Source organism: Shigella sp. FC1661 (assembly GCF_001712525.1).
In the GTDB taxonomy this organism is placed as follows: Bacteria; Pseudomonadota; Gammaproteobacteria; order Enterobacterales; family Enterobacteriaceae; genus Escherichia; species Escherichia coli.
This window is the reverse complement of record NZ_MDGW01000330.1, coordinates 1-1,434: the sequence shown is the minus strand read 5'-3', so window position 1 is coordinate 1,434 and position 1,434 is coordinate 1. Positions and strand designations below refer to the sequence as shown.

The 1,434-nt window shown below is 48.9% G+C and carries 1 rRNA gene and 1 pseudogene; both read right to left on the bottom strand.

Annotated elements, in window-relative coordinates:
- Positions 1-98: 98 nt before the first annotated feature.
- Positions 99-1,019, bottom strand: a pseudogene (gene kgtP, locus BFF42_RS17025) (alpha-ketoglutarate permease); the annotation flags it as partial.
- 324 nt (positions 1,020-1,343) lie between these two features.
- Positions 1,344-1,434: ribosomal RNA gene (gene rrf, locus BFF42_RS17020) — 5S ribosomal RNA — on the bottom strand; the annotation flags it as partial.

Genomic DNA, 1,434 nt, shown 5'->3' with positions numbered 1-1,434 from the left:
CTGGCCGATAAACCGGGTCGGCGAACTGCTCCCCTGGCGCGTAGCACTGCCGACTGAATAACACATCCCCGTCAATACGGTTCTTGCTGCACGCTTACACCAATCTTATCCGACAGCGCGCCAATGAGTGGTTGAATAAGCATGAATACAAACAATGCGGCAGTCATAATGCCACTCGCCACGTTGGCATGCATCCCCGCAGTATTTACCAGATACTTCTGCATATAAGTGGTGAAGGTATAGAAACAAAGGGAGCCCGCAGCGGTAAAACCGAGAACCATGATGAATGCACGGCGATTGCGCCATAATCCTTTCAGAGATCCAGCTTCTTTTAAAGCGCGCGTTTCTTGTTGCGAAGTTTCATCTAATTGACGACGTAACCACAACGCCACAACAGCTAACACAGCTCCTAACGCGAAAGGAATACGCCATCCCCACTCTCTGAGTGCAGCGTCTTCCATGGTGTGTTGTAAAACCACGACAACCAGTAGGGCTAGCAGTTGTCCGCCGATCAACGTCACATACTGAAATGATGCGTAAAAACCTTTGCGCCCTTCAACGGCAACTTCACTCATATAGGTGGCGCTGGTGCCATATTCTCCGCCAACGGATAATCCCTGAAATAAACGCGCGAGAAGCAATAATGCCGGAGCCCACGTACCTATAGTTTCATAACCTGGGAGGCAGGCGATAACCAGCGATCCGAAACACATCATACACACCGATAACAGCATCGATTTTTTGCGACCATGTTTATCGGCTATGCGGCCAAATAGCCAACCGCCTATTGGGCGCATCAGGAATCCCGCAGCAAAAACACCTGCTGTTTGTAGTAGTTGAGTCGTCGTGTTCCCGGAAGGGAAGAAAATGTGGGCGAAGTAGAGTGAACAGAACGAGTAGACATAGAAATCGAACCACTCGACCAGATTACCTGAAGAGGCCCCCACAATCGCCCAAATGCGGCGACGAGTATCACTACTTGTCAGTTTGCTGTCTGCCGTTACAGTACTTTCAGCCATGCCATTATGTCTCCTGCCGTAATCCGATGCTTTTGTTGGTCGCTTTTGTTTATTTCTTTTGGTAAAGAAAATGTTATACATTTGTTGCGTATTATTATGCAACATTAACCATGAATTTAGTTAGCAGGAAAATGGTTATTGAGGAGCTTAAGGATAAATTTCTGGTAAGGAGGACACGTATGGAAGTAGGCAAGTTGGGGAAACCGCATCCGTTGCTGAATCTGGCATATGTGGGAGTATAAGACGCGCAGCGTCGCATCAGGCATTTTTTCTGCGCCAATGCAAAAAGGCCATCCTGACGGATGGCCTTTCGCTTAATTTGATGCCTGGCAGTTCCCTACTCTCGCATGGGGAGACCCCACACTACCATCGGCGCTACGGCGTTTCACTTCTGAGTTCGGCATGGGGTCAGGTG